Genomic DNA, 19,729 nt, shown 5'->3' with positions numbered 1-19,729 from the left:
TGCTAGCGTCTCGGGGCGGCCGATGTCGACCGTGACGAGATGGAGGAGCGATGGTGCGCGAAGCCATGATCGAGTGGCACGTCAAGGACACCCTCCTCGGCTACCTGCAGCGCAACCGGGACTTCAGGGTGGATGCCGCGGGCGGGGCCGAGTTCACCGGCACCGCCGTGCGACTGCCGGCCGTGGTGCGCGACGACGGCGCGGTGGAGGCGACGGGCCGCATCGCGCTCAGCGCCCACGGCGGCGCGCTGAGCCTCGGACTCGTCGGCGCGGTCGTGCGCGACGGCGCCCTGTGGATCGACGATCCGCTGGAGGAGGCGGACAAGCGCCGGCTCGTCGAGCTCACGGAGACGGCGGACGGCTACGAGACACGGCTGGCGGCGGACGCCGACATCCTCTTCCTCTACGCCTACCTGGCGGGCACGCCGTTCGGCTCGCTGCGGGTCGTGTCCGGCTGAGGGATGCCGGCGAGCAGCTCCCGCTCGTACTCCTGCAGGTCGTCCGCGGAGTCGAGCATCTTGCGCAGCAGTCGGTTCAGCTCGCCCACCTCCGCCGGGCTGAGGCGATGCTGGAGGATCTCCACCCGCCGGAGCGCGATCGTCATGAGCTCGTCGTGGAGCGCGGCGCCCGCGTCGGTGAGGAAGAGGTGGCGGGAGCCGCGGCGGCCATCGACCTGACCCACGTAGGCCGCCTCGACCAGCGCGTTGACGCTCTTGGACGCGATCGACTTGTTGATCCCGAGCACGGCGCACAGCTCGCGAGCGGTCGCGCCCGGGTAGTTGCCCAGCGCGCTCAGGACCCTCCACTCGTTCGTGCCCACCCCGTGCAGGGTCGTGAGCACACGAGACCCGCCCCACACGAGCACGTTGTTGAGCAGCCCGAGCAGCGCGGGGCTGAAGGTGTCCCGGTCGATCGTGTGGTCGAGGCGCGAGGTGAGCAGCCCGCGTTCGGCCGCGTGCGCGATCGCGGCGTCGGGCGGGGGAGTGGGCGGGGCCATGCCGCGAGTCTAGACAGCGCGAGCGGGCGCGGTTTGCCTCTGATTTGGTTTATATGTAACCTGATGGCGTTCCCCGGCGGGCCGGCTGATCGCCCCGCCTCGACGACGACGGAGTCACCATGGACACAGTCACCCGCGAACCGGTCCCCACCCTCGAGGTCGATCCGTTCTCGCAGGCGGGGCTGGACGATCCGATCGGCACGGACGAGCGGATCCGCGAGACCGCCGAGCTCGTGTGGCTGCCGCAGCACGGGGTCTGGTTCACGGGGCGCTACGACATCGTCGAGCAGGTGTTCCGCGACCCCGAGACCTTCGAGTCCTCGGCGGGCACGGGGCTGACGAACACCAAGCGCACCGAGAACTGGCGCAAGCCCAGCGTCATCCTCGAGAACGACCCGCCCGGGCACACGAAGTACCGGCGCGTCATGACGTCCGTCCTCAGCCCGCGCGTCGTCCGGCGGCTCACGGACGAGTTCCAGCAGCGCGCCGACGAGCTCGTCGACCGCGTGCTCGCAGAGGGTCCCGTCATCGACGCGGCCTCGCAGCTGGCGGTGGCCTACCCGCTCCAGGTCCTGCCCGACGCGCTCGGCATCGACCCCGACGGCCGTCAGCACCTGCTGCCCTACTCCAACCTCAACTTCCAGGCGATGGGGCCGCGCAACGAGCTCTACCACGCGGCGGCGGAGGCGGCGGCCGAGGCCGCGACCTGGGTCGACTGGCAGATGCGCCGAGAGGCGCTGCGCCCGGGCGGTCTCGGCCACACGATCTACGGCTTCGCCGACGACGGCACGATCGCGCACGAGGACGCCGCCATGCTCGTGCGCACCTTCCTCTCGGCGGGAGTCGACACGACGATCTTCGGCATCCAGCTGACCCTCACGGCGCTGCTCGACCGGCCCGAGACCTGGGCGGCCCTGCACGCCGACCCCTCGCTCGCGCGACGCGCCTTCGAGGAGGGGCTGCGCTGGAGCGCGCCGAGCCCGTTCATCGGCCGGACGACCGCCAAGCCGACGGTCCTCGGCGGGATCCCGCTCGGCGAGGGCGAGAAGGTCATCCTCGACCTCGCCGCCGCCAACCGCGACCCGCGGCGCTGGGAGCGGCCGGACGAGTACGACCTCGCGCGCGACACCTCCGGGCACCTCGCGTTCGGGACCGGCATCCACGGCTGCGTCGGCCAGATGATGGCGCGGATGGAGGCGACGTGCCTGCTGTCCGCCCTCGCGCGGCGCGTGCGCGCACTCACGCCCGCGGGCGAGCCGGTGCGCTTCTACAACAACTGGCTGCGCGGGTTCACGTCCCTGCCGGTTCGAGCGGAGGTGGCCTGAGGTGCCGGTCGAGAAGATCCTCAACGCGCCCGGTGACGTCATCGAGGACTACATCGCCGGCCTCGTGCGCGGCACCGGGCACCTCGCCCGGGTCGAGGGCTGGCCGGTCGTGGTGCGCGAGCCCGCCACGCGCAAGAGCCCCGATCGCGTCGCCCTCGTGACCGGTGGCGGCTCCGGGCACGAGCCCGCCCACGCCGGCTACGTGGGCGAGGGCATGCTGGATGCCGCCGTCCTCGGGCCCGTCTTCACCTCGCCCTCGGTGGACGCGGTCCATGCCGCGATCCGGGCCGTCGCGACGGATGCCGGAGTGCTCCTGATCGTGAAGAACTACACGGGCGACCGGCTCAACTTCGGGCTCGCCGCCGAGATGGCACGCGTGGAGGGCATCGCGATCGAGATCGTCGTCGTGGCCGACGACGCCGCCCTCGGCGACCGCTCGCGCGCCGGCCGCCGCGGGCTCACCGCCACCGTCCTCGTGCACAAGCTCGCGGGTGCCGCGGCCGAGGCGGGTGCCTCGCTCGCGGAGATCGCCGAGCTCTGCCGCCGTTTCCTTCTGGGGGCGGCCACGATGGGGGTGGCCCTCGGCGCCTGCGTCGTGCCCGGCGCCGCGGAGCCGTCCTTCGCGCTCGCGCCCGGTGAGGTCGAGTGGGGTCTCGGCATCCATGGGGAAGCCGGCAGCGAGCGCGGCGCGCTCGTGACCAGCCGTGAGATCGCCGACCGCCTGGTGGACGCGGTCGTCCGCGACCGGGGGCTCGGCGAGGGCGACCGGGTCGTGGCCCTCGTCAACTCGCTGGGGGCGACGCCCGATCTGGAGCTGCGCATCCTGCACGGCGACGTGCTGGCCGCGCTCGAGCGTCGCCGTCTGGACGTGCGGCTCACGTGGGCCGCGCCCTTCCTCACCTCGCTCGAGATGCCCGGGGCCTCGCTCACCCTCGCCCGTCTCGACGACGAGACCGCAGCGCTCCTGGCATCCCCCGCTCGCACTCTTGCCTTCCCGGCCTGGTCGGCCGAGCTGCGCGCGGCGCGCACGAGCGTCGTGCCCGCTCCCCACCGCTTCGAGGTCGGGGCGGGGGAGGGGCCCCGCTCGGACGACGTCGCCCGGCTGCACGCGAGAGCCGCCGCGCTCGCCGCGGCGCTCGAGGCGGCCGAGCCGGAGCTGACCGCGCTCGACCGCACGGTCGGCGACGGCGACCTCGGCATCAACCTCGCCCGCGGGGCCGCGGCGCTGCGGGCGGCGGGCGATCTGCTCGGGAGCCTGCCCGACGCATCGGCCTATCTCGCCGGGCTCTCGCAGATCGTGCGGCACGAGGTCGGCGGCACCTCCGGGCCGCTCTACAGCATCCTGCTGCTCGCGATGTCGGAGTCGCTCGCGGGATCCGGGGCTTCGCCCGCGGCGCGGCGGTGGGCCGACGCCTTCGCCGCCGGCGTCGAGCGGATCCGCACGATCGGCGGGGCCGCGCCCGGCGACAGCACGATGGTCGACGCGCTGCAGCCGGCGGTGGATGCGCTCGCCGCGGACCCCGCCGACCTCGCCGCCGCGGCGGCCGCCGCCGACGCGGGAGCCCGTGCCACGGCGGCGCTGCGCCCCTCGCTCGGTCGCAGCAGCTACGTCGGCGAGCGCGCGGTGGGCGTCCCCGACCCCGGGGCCACCGCGGTCGCCCTCCAGCTCGAGGTGCTGCGGCGGGAGCTCGGATGCTGACGCTCCAGGTCGCGCGCCGGATCGAGGAGGCCGACGGGGTCGCGGGGCTGATCCTCGCCGACCCGATGGGCGCGGAGCTGCCCGCGTGGCGCCCCGGCGCCCACATCGACGTCGTCATCGACCGCCCCGGCCGGCCCGCTCTCGTGCGGCAGTACTCCCTCTGCGGCGACCCCGCGGAGCGCACGCAGTACCGCATCGCCGTGCTGCGCGAGCCCGAGGGCGGCGGCGGCAGCATCCGCATCCACGAGGGGACCCGTGCCGGTCAGCTCGTCCGGGTGTCGGAGCCGCGCGAGCTGTTCGGCTTCTCACCGGCCGCGCGGATGGTCTTCGTCGCGGGCGGAATCGGCATCACCCCGATCCTGCCCATGATCGCGGCGGCCGAGGCGGCGGGCGCGGACTGGGCGCTGCACTACGCCGGCCGCGAGCCCGCCACGATGGCCTTCGGCGCTGAGCTCGAGCCCTACGGCGCGCACGTGCACGTGTACGCGAGCTCGGCGGGGGAGCGCATGGCGCTGCCCGCGATCGTCGCCGACGCGGCGGGCGCGGTCGTGTACGCGTGCGGTCCCGGCCGGCTGCTCGACGAGCTCGAACGGCTGTGCGGCGAGGCGGGAGTCGAGCTGCGGGTCGAGCGCTTCGTCAACGACAACGTCGTGACGATGGAGACGGACCACCCTTTCGAGGTCGAGCTCTCGTTGACGGGCCGCACGGTCACGGTCGCCCCCGGGGAGTCGATCCTGGACAAGGTCGCCGAGGCGGGGGCGTCCGCGCCGTCGTCGTGCCGCGGCGGGACCTGCGGCACGTGCGAGACCTTCGTGCTGGAGGGGGAGCCCGACCATCGCGACGCCGTGCTGACGGCCGCCGAGCGGGAGGAGTCCGAGGTCATGATGATCTGCGTCTCGCGCTGCAAGGGCGACCGGCTGGTGCTCGAGCTCTAGCGGCATCCGTGGGGCGGGAGGCTTCTTGTGAGGCCGGTGCTTCCTGGGTAGAGTTCCCGGAAATCGCAGTGAAACTGAAAAAGATCGCGCGGCGCCCGGCGCGATCCCCCGCAGATCTCTCAATGAGGAGGATCCCATGACCATCACCTCGCTCGCTGTCGACGTCCGGCAGGACTCCCTGTTCATCGGCGGCTCCTGGCGGCCCGCCGCCGACGGCGGCCGGATGGACGTCGTCGACCCGGCCACCGGCGAGGTCGTCGCGAGCGTCGCCTCGGCGACCGTCGCCGACGTCGACGCCGCGGTGGCCGCCGCGCAGCAGGCACGCCACGGCTGGGCGGCCCTGAGCGGCCGCGAGCGCGGACGCATCCTGCTGCGCGCCGCCGCCCTCATGACCGAGCGCAGCGAGGAGCTCGCGCAGGCCGAGAGCCTCGACGTCGGCAAGCCCATCACGCTCGCCCGCCTCGTCGACGTGCCCGGCGCGATCGGCGAGTTCGAGTACTACGGGACCCTCGCCGGCCACCACGACGGCGCCGCCCGTCGTACCGGCGCGCCCACCTTCGCCTTCACGCGCCGTGAGCCGCGCGGCGTCGTCGCCGCGATCAGCCCCTTCAACTTCCCCCTGATCCTCGCCGCCTCGAAGATCGCGCCGGCCCTCGCGGCCGGCAACGCGGTCGTGCACAAGCCGGCGCCGCAGACCCCGCTCTCGGCGTTGCTGCTGGCCGACATCCTCGCCGAGGCGGGCGTCCCCGACGGCGTCGTCAACGTCATCCCCGGAGCGGGGCCCGAGCTCGGCGACGCCCTCGTGCGCCACCCGGGCATCGACATGGTCGCCTTCACCGGTTCGACCACGGTCGGCAGGGTCGTCGCGGCGACGGCGGGCGAGCACCTCAAGCCCGTCATGGTCGAGCTCGGCGGCAACGGGGCCAACATCGTGTTCGCCGATGCGGACCTCGAGAAGGTCGTCGGCACGATCGTGAACTCCTTCGTGTACAACACCGGGCAGTTCTGCATGGCGGGCACCCGGCTGCTCGTCGAGCGCCCGGTCTACGACACGCTCATCGACGCTCTCGCGGCGGCGGTCGCGGCCGTCCCCGTCGGGCGGCCCGCGGACGAGGGCACGGCCGTGGGCCCGCTCGTGAGCGCGGCGCAGCGCGACCGGGTCGCCGGCATGGTCGAGGATGCGGTGGCCGCGGGGGGTCGCGTCGTCGTCGGGGGCGCGCGCATCGACCTCGACGGCGGCTTCTACTACGCCCCGACGATCATCGCCGACCTGCCCAACACGGCCGCCGCGGTGCAGGAGGAGGTCTTCGGCCCCGTTCTCACGGTGCAGGCCTTCGACACCGAGGCGGAGGCGCTCGAGCTCGCGAACAGCACGGCCTACGGGCTCGCCGCCGGGGTCCAGACGAGTGACATCAGCCGGGCGCACCGCGTCTCGGACGCGCTCGAGGCGGGCATCGTCTGGGTCAACACCTGGACGGCTCTGGACCCGTCGATGCCCTTCGGCGGTGTCAAGGCCTCGGGGTGGGGGCGCGAGGACGGCCCCGATGCGCTCGACGGGTACACCCGCACGAAGTCGGTCACGATCGGCCTCGACTGAGGTCGGCGCAGGCGCCGGGCGGAGGAAGCGGACGATGACGCAGCACACCGGCGGCGCACTGCCGCCCTCCTTCGACCTCGCCGGGAAGGTCGCCCTCGTCACCGGGTCGTCCTCGGGGCTGGGCCGTGCGGCGGCCGAGACCCTGGCGGCGGCCGGCGCCCGTGTCGTCGTCCACGGTCGGGATGCGGGGAGGGCGGCGGAGGTCGTCGCGGCCATCGCCGCGCGGGGCGGACAGGCGTGCGCCATGACCGGCGACGCGGCCGACCCGGTCCGCATGCGCGAGATCTTCGACGAGACGGTCGAGCAGATGGGTGCGCCCGACATCGTGATGGCCAACGCGGGGATCGCGGGCGGGCCCAGCTATCGGATGCCCGGCGGCCGGATCGCGGAGTACCCGGATGCCGAGTGGCACCGCACGCTCGATGCCAACCTCACCTCGACCCTGCTGACCCTGCGGGAGGCGTCGCGGGTCATGCCCGACGGCGGAAGCATCATCGTGACCTCCTCGACGGCGGGCCTCCGGTCCGATCCCTTCGTCAGCTACGGCTATATCGCGACCAAGGCCGCGCAGGTGAACCTCGTGCGTCAGCTCGCGCTCGAGCTCGCACCCCGCCGCATCCGCGTCAACGCGATCGCCCCCGGGCCGTTCAAGGACACCCGTATCGGCGGGGGCGCGCCGCTGACCCCCGAGCTCGAGCGGATGTGGGAGGAGACGATCCCGCTCGGCCGGATGGGACATCCCGAGGAGCTCGGCGGCCCCGTGCTGTTCCTCGCCTCGGCGGCATCGTCGTTCGTGACCGGCGTCACCCTGCCGGTCGACGGCGGCGCCGCCGCCCTCTCCCACGCCGCCTACTGACCCCCGTTGACCGCGAGACCAGTCTCGCGCGCCGAGACCGGTGGGTTTCTCGCCGGTCTCGGCGCGGCGGACTGGTCTCGCGGTCTGTTCGGGGCGGGAGGGGGCGAGGGAGGGGGCGAGGGGGCGGGAGCAGCGGGGTCAGCGGGAGGATGCGGCGGTCTCGTTCTCGAGCACCTGCAGCTGCTTGGCGTCGACCAGCATGCGGCGGAGCAGGTCGTTCACCCGCACGATCTCCTCCGCCGAGAGGTGGGCCAGCACGATGTCCTGTCCCCGCATCGAGATCGGGAGCATGTCGTCGTGCATCTGCACGCCGGCCGCGGTCAGGTACATGGGGCGCGACCCGCGCGGCCCGTCCAGCAGGACGATCAGGCCCCGTTCCGCGAGCGTGTTCACGCTCTTGGAGACGACGGCCTTGTTGACGCCGATGAACTCCGACACCTCGGTCGCCGGCGATCCGGGGCGGAAGGCGAGCGCCGAGATCACGCGCCAGTCGTTCGTGCCGAGGCCGAACCGGCGCCGCAGCTCGTTCGACTCGCGCCAGACGAGCGCGTTCGACAGCAGCGAGAGGAGCCGGGGGGTGAAGTTCTCCGGATCCAGCGTCGTTCGCAGCGGCTCCCGCTGGAGACCGTCGGCTGTGGGATCCATCCTTCGTCCTTCCCGCTGCTCGCGTGCGCGCACGACCGGTGTCAGCGACAGTAGCGGCTGAGCGGGGCCCGGCGAGCGTGCCGGGCCCCGCTCAGCACTTATCGATAAGTCAGTGCGCCATCGCCGCGAGCGCCTCGGGGTCCAGGACCGCGATCGAGCGGGTGTCCTGGAACGCACGGATGCCCTCGATGCCCTGCTCGCGACCCATGCCCGACTGCTTCATGCCGCCGAACGGAGCGCGCAGGTCGCAGCGGTTGGCACCGTGGTCGTTGATCCAGACGTAGCCGCACACGAGCTGCGAGCCGACGCGCTGGGCCGCCTCCGCGCTCGCCGTCCATACCGAGCCGCCCAGGCCCGCCCACGTGTCGTTGGCCAGGCGCACCGCCTCCTCCTCGGTGTCGAAGGGGATGAGGGGGATGACGGGGCCGAACTGCTCCTCCGTGACCACACGCAGCGACGGGTCCGGATCGAGCACGAGCGCGGGGCGCACGAAGTTGCCGTCGGCCAGCTCGCCCTCGGGCAGCGCGCCGAACTCGCGCACGTCCGCGCCGGCGTCCTTGGCCTCGGCGATGAGCTCGTCCACGAACCGCTTCTGCAGCGGAGAGTGCAGCGGGCCCATGGTGGTGCCGGAGTCCAGGCCCCAGCCCAGGCGCGTCTGCTCCAGCCGCGCGGCGAGGGCGGCCGTGAGCTCCTCCAGCCGTGAGCGGTGGACGTAGATCCGCTTCGCGTTCATGCAGATCTGCCCGGTCGTGTCGAACACCGCGCCGAACAGCCGGTCGACGTGCGCGTCGTCGAGGACGGCGTCCTCGAGGAAGATCGCCGCGTCGTTGCCGCCGAGCTCGAGCGTCACGCGGGTGAGCGAGCGGGCCGCCATCTCCATGATCCGCTTGCCGCCGCCGACGCTGCCGGTGAAGCACACCTTCGCGACGTCCGGGTTCTCGATCAGGCGGGACATGTTCTCGTCGCGCCCGCTGATGACGTTCAGCACGCCCGCGGGCAGCTTCTCGGCGACCCGCTGGGTCAGGCGCGCGGTGGCCAGCGGCGTTGTGGGCGGCACCTTGACGATGACCGTGTTGCCCGCCAGCAGCGCCTGCGGCAGCGACGCCGCGAGGATCGCGATCGGCCAGTTGAAGGGCACGATGATGGTCACCACTCCCAGCGGCTGGTAGGCCACGTTGGTGTTGACCGGGATGGCGCCGGGGATCGCGGGCAGCGTCTTGGACTGCGAGACCTCGTCGGCGTGCATGAGCGCGAGGTTCCAGCGCAGCTCGAAGACGAGGGCGTCCACCCAGGCCTCGCCCACGACCTTGCCGTTCTCCTGCGACAGGATCGCGGCATCCTCGTCGCGCAGGTCGGCGATCCCCTCGATGGCCGAGGCCATGGCCGCGGCGCGCTCCTGCGGGGTCAACGCGGCCCAGGCGGGGTAGGCCTCCTGGGCCGCCGCGACGGCGTCCTCGACGTCCTGGGGCGAGGCCGATGCGGCCGTGCCGACGACGACGCCCTTCTTGGCGGGGTCGGCGACCGTGAGCACATCGTCCGTGTGCCGTTCCTGTCCGCCGATGAAAAGTCCTGTTCGCACCGTGGTCCCGGCCGCGAGTGTATCGGTCATCACATCACCTCTCTGTGTCGTGGAGCGGGCCCCATGGACCGCTCATCAACCAGTTTAGAAACTTTCTTGTTTACCTGTAAATGACTTCGTGCTACTTTCCTCAACGACGCCGCACCGAGGCGACGTCCTGAGAGCAACGAGAGTCGACGTGGACCCCGTGACGGAGATCCGCGTCGTCCCCCCGAGGAGGATGCGATGACGCCCACATCCCTGGCAGACACCGGCGCGCGACCCAGCGTCGAAGAGCTGGAGGACCGCGCTTTCGAGCTGCGCGAGAAGCTGCTGCACCTGTGCGGCACCTACGAGGGAGCCGTGCACATCGGCGGCGACCTGTCGGCCGCGGACATCTTCACGGTGCTGTTCCAATACGGCATGAACGTGGATCCCACCGACATCGCCAACCCCGAGCGCGACCGCTTCGTGCTGAGCAAGGGGCACGCGGCCGTCTGCATGTACATCGCGATGGCCATCCGCGGGTTCTTCTCCTACGACGGCATCGTCGACACCTACGGCCAGCTCGACAGCGCCTACGGCATGCACCCGTGCAAGGTGCAGCTGCCCGGCGTCGAGGCCTCGACAGGCTCGCTCGGACACGGTCTGCCGATCGCGGTCGGTATGGCCATGAGCGCCCGCGGACGCGGCGAGGACCACCGCGTGTTCTGCCTCCTCGGCGACGGCGAGACCGGCGAGGGATCCGTCTGGGAGGCCGTCATGGCCGCCCGCAGCAACAAGCTCGGCAACCTCGTCGCCTTCGTCGACCGCAACCGCCAGCTCATGACGAGCTTCGCCGAGGAGCGGGTCATGTTCGAGCCCTACCCCGACAAGTGGCGCGCGTTCGGCTGGAACGTCATCGAGCTCGACGGCCACGACATGTCCCAGCTCGTGGCCGCCATCGACGCGCTGCCCGCCCCCGACAGCGACGTGCCGACCGTCATCGTGGCCGAGACCGTCAAGGGCAAGGGCGTCGATTTCATGGAGCGCAACCTCGCCTGGCACGCAGGATCCCTGGGTGCCGCCGACCTCGAGCGCGCGCTCGCCGCGCTCAACGCCTCTCGCGACAAGGAGACCGTCTGATGCCTGTGACCTTCACCTTCGGAGAGATGCTCTCCGCCCGATCCGTCATCGGATCCACCCTCGCCGAGCTCGGCGACGACTACCCGAACCTCTACGTGCTCACCCCCGACATCGGCGCGACCCTCGTGGAGTTCCGCGACAAGTTCCCCGAGCGCTTCATCGACGTCGGCCTCGCCGAGCAGGCGTGCGTGGGCATCTCGGCCGGCCTCGCCTACGACGGCAACATCCCGGTCGTCTCCGGAATGCTCCCGTTCCTCTCGATGCGTGCGCTCGAGCAGATCCGCACGGATGTCTGCTACCCCAACCTGCCCGTGAAGATCATCGGCACGCACGGCGGTCTCGTCGGAAACGGCGGCTCGACCCACTACGCCGTCGAGGACCTGACCCTCATGGGCGCCCTCACCAACATGACCGTCACCTCCATCGGCGACCCGGCCATGGTCGGCGAGGTGCTCCGCCAGTCGATGACGATGACCGGTCCGATCTACATCCGTCTCGCCGTCGGCAAGAAGGACAAGGTCCTCTACGAGCCGGGGGAGCACGAGGTGCGCATCGGCAAGGGGATCGTCGCCCGCGAAGGCACGGATGCGACGATCTTCACGCACGGCACGACGGTCGCGCAGGCGCTGGACGCCGCCGACGAGCTCGCGAAGGACGGCCGCTCCGTGCGCGTCGTGGACATGTGGACGCTCAAGCCCATCGACGCCGAGCTCGTCCTCCGCTCCGCCGCCGAGACGGGCGGTCGGTTCGTCGTCCTCGAGGACCACCTGGCCTACGGCGGTCTCGCGACCCGCATCGCGGATGTCGTCACCGACAACGGCGTGTGCCTGACCGCGTTCGAGCGCCTCGGCATCCCGCAGGTCTACGCCGGCTTCGGCGAGGACGAGCAGCTGCGCGACAAGCACGGCTACGGGCTGGCCGACACGGTCGCCGCGCTCCGCCGCGTCATCGCGGCCTCCTGAGACGGGACGAGGAGCAACGACATGAGGACCGTAGCCGTCACCCGTATCGGGAGTCTGCGCGACCCCGATCCCACGACCCGCGGAACGATCGGCGTGGTCGACTTCCCCGACCAGGAGCTCGGACCGGAGGATGTCCGCATCCGCGTCGCCTACTCGGCGATCTGCGGATCGGACCCCCACCTCGCCGAGGGCTTCTTCGGCACGGACGTGCCGATCGGGCTCGGGCACGAGCTCTCCGGCGTCGTCGAGGCGCTCGGGGAGCGCGCGCACCGCAACGGCCTGCGCGTGGGCGACCGCGTCGCCGGCAACTTCCTGCGCTTCTGCGGAACGTGCCGCCCCTGTCAGGAGGGCAGGCAGCAGTTCTGCGAGCACATCCAGGACTACAACCGCCCCGGCATGGCCGAGACGGTGACGTGGCACGAGTCGCAGGTCTACCGCCTTCCCGACGATGTGTCGCTGCTCAAGGGATGCCTGCTCGAGCCGACCTCGGTCGCCGTGCGCATCGCCGACAAGACGCGCATCCGCGTCGGCGACCGCGTCGCGGTCTGCGGCGGCGGTCCGATCGGCCAGCTCGCGCTGCAGGTCATCAAGATGTACGGCGCGACCTCGCTCACGATGATCGAGCCGATCGCGGACCGCCGTGAGATGGCCCTGCGTCACGGCGCCGAGCACGTCATCGACCCCGTCGCGGAGGACCAGTTCGCCCGCGCCGAGGAGATCACCGGCGGGCGCGGCTACGACATCGTCATCGACGCATCCGGGTCCACCCGCGCGGTGCGCGGCCTCCTGGACCTCGCGGCGAAGGGCGGCACCGTGGTCTACGGCGCGATGTACCCGGAGAGCTTCGAGATGCCGTTGAACCTGTCCGACTACCTGTACCTGCGCGAGCTCACCCTCACGGGACTCTTCGTCTCGCCGTACGCGTTCCCGCGCGCACTGCAGATCCTGCCCCACCTCGACACCGAGGAGCTCACCCAGGCGGTCTTCCCGCTCGAGCAGGCCGCGGAGGCGTTCGCGGTCCACGTGTCGGGCGCCTACCCGAAGGTCGTGCTGCGCTGCAACGACGTCGACGAGGAGACCCGGTCATGACGGCCGTCCTGACCCGGGAGGCGGCTCCCGCGCTCGAGGCCGTCGACATCGTCAAGAGCTTCGAGGGGGTGCACGCGCTCAAGGGCGTCCAGCTCTCGGTGCAGCCGGGCGAGATCCACGCGCTGCTCGGCGAGAACGGCGCCGGCAAGTCGACGCTCATCAAGATCGTCACGGGTCTCTACACGCCGGACTCCGGCACGATCCGCCGTGGCGGGGAGGACCTCGCCCTCGCGAACGTGCGCGCCGCGAACCGGGCGGGCATCGTCGCGCTCTATCAGGAGCTGTCGATCGTGCCGACGACCTCGGTCGCCGAGAACATCCTGTTGGGCGAGCAGCTCCCGAGCCGCGGCGGCTTCGTCGACCAGCAGGCGCTGCGCCGCCGGGCGAAGGAGCAGCTCGCGCGGCTCAATCAGAACATCCCGCTGCGCAAGCTCGCGGGCGACCTCTCGCCCGTGCAGCAGACGATGGTCGCCGTCGCCCGTGCGCTCGCGACCGACGCCCGCGTCCTCATCCTCGACGAGCCGACCGCCTCGCTCACCGACACCGAGATCCGCGAGGTCTTCACGGTGCTCCGGTCGCTGCGCGACGAGGGCGTCGCGATCATCTACGTCTCGCACCGTCTCGAGGAGGTCTTCGAGCTGTGCGACCGCCTGACGATCATGCGCAACGGCGAGACGATCGTGACCCACGAGGTCGCCGAGACGACGATCGACGAGGTCATCTCCACCATGGTGGGGCGCTCCGCCGACTCCCTCTACCCCGAGCGTGCGGCCACGACGGGCCCGGTGACGATCTCGGTCGACGGGCTCGACGGACGTCGCGTGCGCGACGTCTCGTTCCAGGCGCACGCGGGCGAGGTGCTCGGCATCGGCGGTCTCGCCGGCTCCGGACGCAGCGAGCTGCTGCGGCTGCTCGCGGGCGCGCAGCACTACCGCTCGGGGACCATCACGGTCGGCGGCACGGTGCTTCCCGCGCGCGCCTCGGTCGGGCGTGTGCTCGACGAGGGCATCGCCCTCGTGCCGGAGGAGCGGCGGAGCCAGGGCGTCATGCTCGGCGCGTCCATCCAGGACAACATCGCGCTGGCGAACATCGCGGCCGTCAGCCGCGGCGGCATCGTCTCGGGCGGGCAGATCGCGAAGATCGCCCAACGCGGCATCGTGGACCTCCGCATCAAGGCGCGCGGGCCCAAGCAGCCCGTGGGCCAGCTCTCGGGCGGCAACCAGCAGAAGGTCGTCCTCGCCAAGATGCTCGAGCGCCGTCCCAAGGTGCTGCTCATGGACGAGCCCACCCGAGGCATCGACGTCGGGACCAAGGCGGAGATCTACCGCCTCATCCGCGAGCTGGCCGCGACCGGGACGACGGTCATCGCGGTGAGCTCGGAACTCCCGGAGCTCATCGGCATGAGCGACCGGATCCTCATCATGCACGAAGGCTCGATCTCGGGAGAGGTTCCCGCGGAGGAGGCCGACGAGGAGCTGCTCCTCACCTACGCGTACGGAAGGTCGGACGGACAATGACCACTCAGAAGGATTCGACGCGCACCGCCGCCGTCAGGGTCCAGGAGTCATCTCGGATGGCGGGCCGATGGCTCGTCAGCGGCGGCACGGTCGTGGCGCTCATCATCCTCATCGTGTTCTTCTTCGCGATGCGGCCCGACACGTTCCTGTCGTTCATCAACGTCCGCAACATCCTCTACCAGGTCTCGATCCTCGCGATCATCGCGGGCGCGCAGACGATCGTCATGGTCGTCGGCGACTTCGACCTGTCGGTGGGGGCGACCTCGAGTCTCGCGGGCTCCGTGACAGCGGCCATGCTGCTCGGCGACAACTCCCCGGGCGTGGCGATCCTCGGCGGCCTCGCGGTGGGCCTCGGGGTCGGCCTCGTCAACGGATTCCTGATCGCGTACCTCAACCTCTCGGCGTTCGTGGCGACCTTGGCGACCATGACATCGGTCATCGGGCTGGCCTATCTGGTGACGTCGGGCACGACACTGTTCGGGATGCCGGAGGAGTTCAACGCGCTCGGACAGGCCCGCTGGCTCAACGTGCCGCTGCCGGTCTACATCGCGATCGCCATCTCGCTGATCATCTGGGCCATGCTGCGGTTCACGACGCTCGGCCGTCGCTGGCACGCGATCGGCGGCAACGTCGAGGTCGCCCGCCTGTCGGGGGTGAACGTCCGGTTCGCCCGGCTCCTGGCCTTCACGCTCGCCGGGTTCATCTCGGCGATCGGCGGCATCCTGCTCGCGGCGCGACTGGGCAGCGCGAGCGCCGAGCAGGGCGGCGACAACATGATGTTCTCCGTCGCGGCGGTCTTCCTCGGCATGACCGTGATCCGCTCGGGGGCCGCCAACCTCGGCGGCACGATGATCGGCGTCGCGATCATCGGCGTCATGAGCAACGGCCTCAACATCCTCGGCGTCAACGCCTATGTCCAGCAGGTCGTCACGGGCCTCATCATCATCGCGGCGGTCACCCTGTCGTCGCTCCGAACGCGAGAGCACTAGCTCTCACGGGCCCCGCCCCGCGGCGGGGCAGCTTTTCCCGAAGCGCAACCAACACAAAGGAGTATCACGTGCGCACTTCACTCAAGGTCGCTGCGGCCGTCGTCGCAGCATCCGTCCTCGCCCTGACCGGCTGTTCCGGCGGGGGCGGCGGCGCCGGTGACACGACCAAGCCCTTCCGCGTCGTGGCCTTCACCTCCGGGAACCAGACGCCCGTCGGCGCCTGGTGGGTCAAGGCCGTCACCGAGAAGGCACAGGAGCTCGGCTGGGACCTCAAGATGGTCCAGGGCGACTTCGACTTCCAGAAGATGAACCCCGCGGTCGAGAGCGCGATCGGCCAGGGCGCGGACGCGATCATCGACGGCTACACCGACGCCGCGTCGATCGGCTCGATCGTCACGGCGGCCAACGACGCCGGCATCCCGATGTTCGCCGTGGACGCCGGGACGGAGTCCAACGCGGCGTTCGCGCTGAACGTCACGACGAACCAGCAGCAGATCGTCGACAAGACGGTCGGCGCCATCAGCGACAAGATCGGCGGGCTCAAGGGGAAGACGGTCATGGTCATCGGCCATGACCCGCACCCCGGCATCCGGCTGCGCTCGCAGCTCGCGGTCCAGGCGTTCGAGAAGGCCGGCGCTACCGTCGTCGGCGGTGAGCCCCGTCAGGTCAAGAGCCCGGCGACCGGCCGCACCGAGGCGCTGAACTTCGTCGCCGACTACCTCTCGGCCAACCCCAACGGCATCGACGCCGTGTGGGCGGGCTGGGACGATGCGGCCCTCGGCGCCGTGCAGGCACTCTCCGAGGCCGGCTCGACCGCGCCGGTGACGGGCGTCGACGCGCTCGCCGAGTCGATCGCCGCGATCCAGAAGGGCGGGAACTTCCTCGCCACGGTCGAGCAGCCCTGGCCCCAGATCCTGGACGACGTGTTCACCCAGATGCAGGCCTACCAGAAGGACAAGACCCTCCCCTCGACCAACTTCAAGGCCGTCGACGTCACTCTCGTGACGAAGGACAACGCGGCGTCGATCACGCCGTCCGACAAGTTGGGCTGAGCCCGCTGCGGGGGCGGCCGCCCGGCCGCCCCCGCTTCCTCCCCTCTCACACGAAAAGGAACACCCATGCGTCTCGAAGGAAAAGTCGCCCTCATCACCGGCGGCGCCAGCGGCATCGGCTTCGCCACCGTTCGCAAGTTCGCCCAGGAGGGCGCCTCCGTCGTCATCGCCGACATCAACCTCGACCAGGCGCGCGCCGCGGCCGAGACGATCTCGGCCGAGGGCTTCGAAGGCCGCATCGCCGCGGTCGGCGTGGACGTGTCCGTCTACGCCGAGGTCGAGGCGGCCGTCGCGTTCGCGGTCGAGACGTTCGGCAAGCTCGACGTCATCTTCAACAACGCCGGCATCGCGGGCGGCAAGCCCCTCCTCGATCACGACCCGGCCCGTGACTACGAGCCCATGATCAGGGTCGACCAGGACGGCGTGTACTACGGCATCCTCGCCGCGGGCCGGCAGTTCCGCGACCAGGGCACGGGCGGCGTGATCATCAGCACGTCCTCGATCTACGGCGAGCAGGCCGCCGAGCTGTCGTTCACCTACAGCGCCGCCAAGGCCGCCGTCATCTCCTTCACCCGCTCGGCGGCCTACGAGCTGGCCCAGTACGGCGTGCGCGCCGTCGCGATCACACCGGGCCGGGTCGGCACCCCGATCATCAACCAGTTCAGCGACGAGCTGAGGGCCGTGTTCGCCGCCGAGCAGCTGCGCAACAAGATGACCGAGCCCGAGGAGATCGCGAACGTCGTGGCCTTCCTCGCGTCCGACGAGGCCAACGTCATCAACGGCACCGTGGTGAGCGTCGAGGACGGCTACTCCGTGTTCAAGCAGCGTCTCGACCTGCCGGTGTTCTGAGGGCCGTCATGGATCTCGATCTCGCCTGCCACCTCTCCGCGATCACGCCCGACGTCGCGCCGGCCTCGCTCGAGACGACGCTCGCCGCGCTGCGCGACGCGGGGTACCGCCGGGCCGTCCTCCCTCCGCTCGCGGCGGAGGGGACGGATGCCGCCGCCCTCGGCGCGGTCTTCGACCACGCCGACATCGCCCCGATCATGATGTGCGGGCAGGCGCCGGGGGCGGACGTCTCCTCGGCCGACCCCGCCGAGCGGGCCGCGGGCGCCGCCGTGCTGCGCGAGGCGGTCGATCTCGCGGCCCGCGTCGGCGCCGACCAGCTCAACGGCGTGCCGTACGGGCTGTTCGGGCACCCGACCGCGCCGATGGAGCCCGAGCGGCTCGAGCAGAGCGCGCGCGAGGTGGGGGCCGTGGCCGACTACGCGGCGGCCCGCGGCATCCAGCTCACCTTCGAGGTCCTCAACCGCTACGAGGAGTCGGCCATCAACACGGCCGCCCAGGCCCTCGCCTACGTCGAGGCCAGCGGCTCCGCGCATCTCGGCATCCATCTGGACACCTTCCACATGGCGATCGAGGAGGCCGACATGTCGGCGGCGATCCGGCTCGTGCTGCCGCGGCTGCGCTATCTGGAGCTGGGGCAGTCCGGTCGCGGCCGGCTCGGCACGGGCGCGGTCGACATCCCCGGCGTGCTGCGGCAGGCGCTCGACGACGGCTACCGCGGTCGGATCGGGGTCGAGGCGTTCTCGCGGGCCGCTCGCCGGCGGGGCGGCCGACATGCTCGCGATCTGGCGCGACACGTACGACGACGGCCTGGCCCTCGCGGTGGACGCCGTCGGCGTCATCCGCCAGGGCTGGTCGGACGCCGAGGCGGGCCGCCGGGCACGGCGCCTCGCGCGCGCGGGGGTCTGACCCCGCGCGCGCGGCCCGCGCGAGAAGCTGAGTCTCTGCGACGGAGTGGGCATGAGCCCTCCCGCTGCGCACCCGGCGACGGGACAATGGGACGAGACGACGACGAAGGAGACGGACATGTCCGACACACTGACCGACACGCGCCTCATCGAGGAGGCCGCGTTCGCCGGCAAGATCTACATCGACGGCCAGTGGGTCGTCGGAGGCGCGGGCGAGATCCCCTCGATCGAGCCCGCGACGGGTGCGACGCTCGCGATGGTCGGCATGGCCTCGCCCGCCGACGTCGCCCGGGCCGCCGCATCCGCCGCGGAGGCGCAGAAGGCGTGGGCGGCGACGCCGCACCCGCAGCGCGCCGCCGTGCTGCGCAAGGCCGCTCAGCTGTGGGAGCAGCACGCGGACGAGATCATGGGGTGGAACATCCGCGAGGTCGGGGCGATCCCGCCGCTCGCGGGCTTCGCCCTCCACGTGACGGCGGCGGAGTGCTACGAGGCGGCATCGCTGCCCTCGGCGCCGCTCGGCTCGATCCTCTCCAGCGAGGAGCCCCGGCTCTCGCTCGCCCAGCAGATCCCCGTCGGGGTCGTCGGCGTGATCTCGCCGTTCAACGTTCCGCTGATCCTCGGCATCCGCGCGGTCGCGCCGGCACTCGCGCTCGGCAACGCCGTGCTGCTCAAGCCCGACCCCCGCACGGTCATCACCGGCGGCGTCTCGATGGTGCGCATCTTCGAGGAGGCCGGCCTTCCCGCCGGCGTCCTGCAGCTCGTCCCCGGCGGTGCCGACGTGGGGGAGGCCCTCGTCGCGGACCCGCACGTGCGCGTCGTCGCGTTCACGGGCTCGACCCGTGCCGGCCGGATCGTCGGCGAGCTCGCCGGCCGACACCTGACCCGCGCGCACCTCGAGCTCGGCGGCAACTCCGCATTCCTCGTGCGGGAGGATGCCGACGTCGACCAGGCCGTGAACCTCGCGACCTGGGGTGCGTTCCTGCACCAGGGGCAGATCTGCATGACGGTCGGGCGCCACATCGTGCACGAGTCGCTGTTCGACGAGTACGTCGCCAAGCTCGCGGCGAAGGCCGACTCGATGGTCGTGGGAGACCCGGCCGCCGGCCAGGTGCACCTCGGCCCGCTGATCGACGAGGTGCAGCGCGATCGCGTGCACACGCTCGTGCAGGACGCCGTCGCGCAGGGGGCCACGCTGGCTGCGGGCGGGACCTACGAGAACCTGTTCTACCGGCCGACCGTGCTCGCCAACCCGCCCAGGGATGCCGCGGCGTACTGCGACGAGGTGTTCGGCCCCGTCGCATCCGTCGTCTCGTTCGCGACCGACGACGAGGCCGCGGCGCTGGCCGCGGACACCGAGTACGGGCTCTCGCTCGGGATCGTCAGCCGCGACGCGATGGCCGCGTACGAGCTGGCGAAGAAGATCCCGACGGGCATCGTGCACATCAACGACCAGACCGTCAACGACGAGGCCAACTCCCCGTTCGGCGGTGTCGGCGCGTCGGGCACCGGCTCGCGTCACGGCGGCGCGCAGGCCAACATCGAGGCGTTCACCGAGACGCGCTGGATCACGATCCGCCGCGAGCCCGGCCAGTACCCGCTCTAGCAGCGCCGGCGCGTCTGGCCGCGGTC

At 71.6% G+C, this 19,729-nt stretch carries 18 protein-coding genes and 1 pseudogene; 16 read left to right on the top strand and 3 right to left on the bottom strand.

Annotated elements, in window-relative coordinates:
* Positions 1-50 precede the first annotated feature (50 nt).
* The gene (locus tag QE381_RS09000; RefSeq protein ID WP_307217432.1) at positions 51-458 is read left to right on the top strand and encodes a hypothetical protein; all 408 of its coding nucleotides are present in this window, start codon (positions 51-53) and stop codon (positions 456-458) included.
* Here the strand turns inward: QE381_RS09000 and QE381_RS08995 are convergent.
* Positions 410-997 carry a MarR family winged helix-turn-helix transcriptional regulator gene (locus QE381_RS08995; RefSeq protein ID WP_307217430.1) on the bottom strand — a complete coding sequence of 196 codons (588 nt, stop codon included), beginning with the start codon at positions 995-997 and terminating at the stop codon, positions 410-412. The genes QE381_RS09000 and QE381_RS08995 overlap by 49 nt on opposite strands.
* Positions 998-1,116: 119 nt before the next feature.
* Between QE381_RS08995 and QE381_RS08990 the strand changes: the two genes are divergently transcribed.
* The 5 genes from QE381_RS08990 (at position 1,117) to QE381_RS08970 (ending at position 7,409) form a co-directional block, all read left to right on the top strand.
* Positions 1,117-2,322 carry a cytochrome P450 gene (locus tag QE381_RS08990; protein WP_307217428.1) on the top strand — a complete coding sequence of 402 codons (1,206 nt, stop codon included), beginning with the start codon at positions 1,117-1,119 and terminating at the stop codon, positions 2,320-2,322.
* 1 nt (position 2,323) lies between these two features.
* Entirely contained in the window at positions 2,324-4,021 is a 1,698-nt protein-coding gene (locus QE381_RS08985) for a dihydroxyacetone kinase family protein (RefSeq protein WP_307217426.1), read from the top strand.
* Positions 4,015-4,956: a PDR/VanB family oxidoreductase gene (locus tag QE381_RS08980; RefSeq protein ID WP_307217424.1), complete on the top strand. Its 942-nt coding sequence runs from the start codon at positions 4,015-4,017 to the stop codon at positions 4,954-4,956. The genes QE381_RS08985 and QE381_RS08980 overlap by 7 nt, the downstream gene beginning before the upstream one ends.
* 136 nt (positions 4,957-5,092) lie before the next feature.
* Positions 5,093-6,553, top strand: coding sequence for an aldehyde dehydrogenase (locus QE381_RS08975; protein WP_307217422.1), 1,461 nt, complete (start codon positions 5,093-5,095; stop codon positions 6,551-6,553).
* 34 nt (positions 6,554-6,587) lie between these two features.
* Positions 6,588-7,409, top strand: a complete 822-nt coding sequence (locus tag QE381_RS08970; protein WP_307217420.1) for an SDR family NAD(P)-dependent oxidoreductase — start codon at positions 6,588-6,590, stop codon at positions 7,407-7,409.
* 138 nt (positions 7,410-7,547) lie between these two features.
* Here QE381_RS08970 and QE381_RS08965 read toward each other — a convergent pair whose 3' ends face one another.
* Positions 7,548-8,054, bottom strand: coding sequence for a MarR family winged helix-turn-helix transcriptional regulator (locus QE381_RS08965; protein WP_307217419.1), 507 nt, complete (start codon positions 8,052-8,054; stop codon positions 7,548-7,550).
* 109 nt (positions 8,055-8,163) lie between these two features.
* Positions 8,164-9,663, bottom strand: a complete 1,500-nt coding sequence (locus tag QE381_RS08960) for an aldehyde dehydrogenase family protein (protein ID WP_307217418.1) — start codon at positions 9,661-9,663, stop codon at positions 8,164-8,166.
* 195 nt (positions 9,664-9,858) lie between these two features.
* Between QE381_RS08960 and QE381_RS08955 the strand changes: the two genes are divergently transcribed.
* From QE381_RS08955 to QE381_RS08910, 10 genes and pseudogenes are all read left to right on the top strand, one after another.
* Entirely contained in the window at positions 9,859-10,737 is an 879-nt protein-coding gene (locus tag QE381_RS08955; protein ID WP_307217416.1) for a transketolase, read from the top strand.
* Positions 10,737-11,699, top strand: coding sequence for a transketolase family protein (locus QE381_RS08950; RefSeq protein ID WP_307217414.1), 963 nt, complete (start codon positions 10,737-10,739; stop codon positions 11,697-11,699). The genes QE381_RS08955 and QE381_RS08950 overlap by 1 nt, the downstream gene beginning before the upstream one ends.
* 21 nt (positions 11,700-11,720) lie before the next feature.
* Positions 11,721-12,788 (top strand): zinc-binding dehydrogenase, encoded by a 1,068-nt coding sequence (locus QE381_RS08945; RefSeq protein WP_307217412.1) that lies wholly within the window; start codon positions 11,721-11,723, stop codon positions 12,786-12,788.
* Positions 12,785-14,305: a sugar ABC transporter ATP-binding protein gene (locus QE381_RS08940; RefSeq protein WP_307217410.1), complete on the top strand. Its 1,521-nt coding sequence runs from the start codon at positions 12,785-12,787 to the stop codon at positions 14,303-14,305. Before QE381_RS08945 ends, QE381_RS08940 begins: the two co-directional genes overlap by 4 nt.
* Positions 14,302-15,294 (top strand): ABC transporter permease, encoded by a 993-nt coding sequence (locus QE381_RS08935; RefSeq protein WP_307217408.1) that lies wholly within the window; start codon positions 14,302-14,304, stop codon positions 15,292-15,294. Before QE381_RS08940 ends, QE381_RS08935 begins: the two co-directional genes overlap by 4 nt.
* 68 nt (positions 15,295-15,362) lie before the next feature.
* Positions 15,363-16,346: a sugar ABC transporter substrate-binding protein gene (locus QE381_RS08930; protein WP_307217406.1), complete on the top strand. Its 984-nt coding sequence runs from the start codon at positions 15,363-15,365 to the stop codon at positions 16,344-16,346.
* Between the two features lie 66 nt (positions 16,347-16,412).
* The gene (locus tag QE381_RS08925) at positions 16,413-17,195 is read left to right on the top strand and encodes an SDR family NAD(P)-dependent oxidoreductase (protein ID WP_307217403.1); all 783 of its coding nucleotides are present in this window, start codon (positions 16,413-16,415) and stop codon (positions 17,193-17,195) included.
* A gap of 8 nt (positions 17,196-17,203) precedes the next feature.
* Positions 17,204-17,914, top strand: a pseudogene (locus tag QE381_RS17860) (sugar phosphate isomerase/epimerase family protein); the annotation flags it as partial.
* 52 nt (positions 17,915-17,966) lie between these two features.
* Positions 17,967-18,101, top strand: a complete 135-nt coding sequence (locus tag QE381_RS08915) for a hypothetical protein (RefSeq protein ID WP_307217400.1) — start codon at positions 17,967-17,969, stop codon at positions 18,099-18,101.
* 117 nt (positions 18,102-18,218) lie between these two features.
* Positions 18,219-19,703 (top strand): aldehyde dehydrogenase family protein, encoded by a 1,485-nt coding sequence (locus QE381_RS08910; RefSeq protein WP_307217398.1) that lies wholly within the window; start codon positions 18,219-18,221, stop codon positions 19,701-19,703.
* The last annotated feature ends 26 nt before the right edge of the window (positions 19,704-19,729 follow it).

Source organism: Microbacterium sp. SORGH_AS_0888 (assembly GCF_030818905.1).
Lineage (GTDB): Bacteria > Actinomycetota > Actinomycetes > Actinomycetales > Microbacteriaceae > Microbacterium.
Note: the sequence above shows the minus strand (reverse complement) of the source record. Positions and strands in the feature narration are given on the sequence as shown.

What these genes read in the sequence shown, in the direction of transcription:
- QE381_RS08990 (WP_307217428.1), top strand. Translation starts at nt 1,117, where the DNA reads ATGGACACAGTCACCCGCGAACCGGTCCCCACCCTCGAGGTCGATCCG.
- QE381_RS08945 (WP_307217412.1), top strand. Translation starts at nt 11,721, where the DNA reads ATGAGGACCGTAGCCGTCACCCGTATCGGGAGTCTGCGCGACCCCGAT.
- QE381_RS08980 (WP_307217424.1), top strand. Translation starts at nt 4,015, where the DNA reads ATGCTGACGCTCCAGGTCGCGCGCCGGATCGAGGAGGCCGACGGGGTC.
- QE381_RS08910 (WP_307217398.1), top strand. Translation starts at nt 18,219, where the DNA reads ATGTCCGACACACTGACCGACACGCGCCTCATCGAGGAGGCCGCGTTC.
- QE381_RS08955 (WP_307217416.1), top strand. Translation starts at nt 9,859, where the DNA reads ATGACGCCCACATCCCTGGCAGACACCGGCGCGCGACCCAGCGTCGAA.
- QE381_RS08925 (WP_307217403.1), top strand. Translation starts at nt 16,413, where the DNA reads ATGCGTCTCGAAGGAAAAGTCGCCCTCATCACCGGCGGCGCCAGCGGC.
- QE381_RS08995 (WP_307217430.1), bottom strand. Translation starts at nt 997, where the DNA reads ATGGCCCCGCCCACTCCCCCGCCCGACGCCGCGATCGCGCACGCGGCC.
- QE381_RS08915 (WP_307217400.1), top strand. Translation starts at nt 17,967, where the DNA reads ATGCTCGCGATCTGGCGCGACACGTACGACGACGGCCTGGCCCTCGCG.
- QE381_RS08935 (WP_307217408.1), top strand. Translation starts at nt 14,302, where the DNA reads ATGACCACTCAGAAGGATTCGACGCGCACCGCCGCCGTCAGGGTCCAG.
- QE381_RS08965 (WP_307217419.1), bottom strand. Translation starts at nt 8,054, where the DNA reads ATGGATCCCACAGCCGACGGTCTCCAGCGGGAGCCGCTGCGAACGACG.
- QE381_RS08975 (WP_307217422.1), top strand. Translation starts at nt 5,093, where the DNA reads ATGACCATCACCTCGCTCGCTGTCGACGTCCGGCAGGACTCCCTGTTC.
- QE381_RS08960 (WP_307217418.1), bottom strand. Translation starts at nt 9,663, where the DNA reads ATGACCGATACACTCGCGGCCGGGACCACGGTGCGAACAGGACTTTTC.
- QE381_RS08970 (WP_307217420.1), top strand. Translation starts at nt 6,588, where the DNA reads ATGACGCAGCACACCGGCGGCGCACTGCCGCCCTCCTTCGACCTCGCC.
- QE381_RS08940 (WP_307217410.1), top strand. Translation starts at nt 12,785, where the DNA reads ATGACGGCCGTCCTGACCCGGGAGGCGGCTCCCGCGCTCGAGGCCGTC.
- QE381_RS08950 (WP_307217414.1), top strand. Translation starts at nt 10,737, where the DNA reads ATGCCTGTGACCTTCACCTTCGGAGAGATGCTCTCCGCCCGATCCGTC.
- QE381_RS09000 (WP_307217432.1), top strand. Translation starts at nt 51, where the DNA reads ATGGTGCGCGAAGCCATGATCGAGTGGCACGTCAAGGACACCCTCCTC.